The 932-nt window shown below is 64.4% G+C and carries 1 pseudogene; it reads right to left on the reverse strand.

The features are described 5' to 3' along the window. Nucleotides 1–12: 12 nt before the first annotated feature. A pseudogene (locus KKR01S_RS10850) lies at nt 13–913 on the reverse strand (IS5 family transposase). Between the last annotated feature and the right edge of the window lie 19 nt (nt 914–932).

The following is a 932-nucleotide window of genomic DNA, read 5'->3' on the forward strand; positions in this document are numbered from 1 at the left end:
TAGGCCGTGTTGCTAAACCCATTGGAGGGTGGCTGCGAGGCTGAGCCCGGCGTGGAAGTTCCGGGCAGTCTTGTCTGATCGGGCCGCGATTCCGCGCCACTGCTTGAGCTTGTTGAAGCAGCGCTCGACGGCGTTACGGCCTTTGTAGCGTCGTTTCTGATCGCGCCCGAAGTCGATCGGCCGGCCGGGCTTCTTGCGACGGTGCGCGATCTGGTCGTCGCGTTCAGGAATGGTCGTAGCGATTCCTCGCTGGCGTAGCCAGGCTCGGTTCTTCTTCGACGGGTAGCCCTTGTCGGCGATAACCCGTTCCGGACGGGTCCTGGGGCGTCCTTTCGCGCCGACGACACGGATCTCGTCGATCGTGTCGGGGAGCATGCTCGTGTCGGCGACCTGTCCTCCCGTGAGGACGAACGCCAGGGTTCTCCCCTTTCCGTCGCAGACGAGGTGGATCTTGGTCGTCAACCCGCCTCGAGAGCGACCGATCGAGTGATCAGGCGGTTCCTCGCCGTACTTCTTGTAGTTCGGCGGATCTCCCTGTGGTTCGGGGAAGGGTCGCGCCGTGCTGATGCACGCGCACGATCGTGGAGTCGATCGAAGTCACCCAGTCCAACTCTCCACGCTGATGCGTGAGGGACTGCACCGCCTCCAGCACCCGAGTCCAGACGCCCTGCTCGGCCCACCGGTTGAAGTTCTTGTAGATCGTGTTCCAGTTCCCGAACCGCTCGGGCACCTCCCGCCACGGCGATCCCGTCCGGAACCGCCACGCCGTCGCCTCGGCCACCGCGCGACGGTCGACCGGCGGACGGCCAGTCGTGCCCACGGCCGGAAACAATGGGCCGATCACAGCCCAATCATCATCAGAGATCTCCACACGCGCCACGAACACAAGGATCACCCACGTGCCCACGAGCACCCTTTAGCAACACGGCCTA

This window comes from Rothia kristinae NBRC 15354 (assembly GCF_001570865.1).
GTDB lineage: Bacteria > Actinomycetota > Actinomycetes > Actinomycetales > Micrococcaceae > Rothia > Rothia kristinae.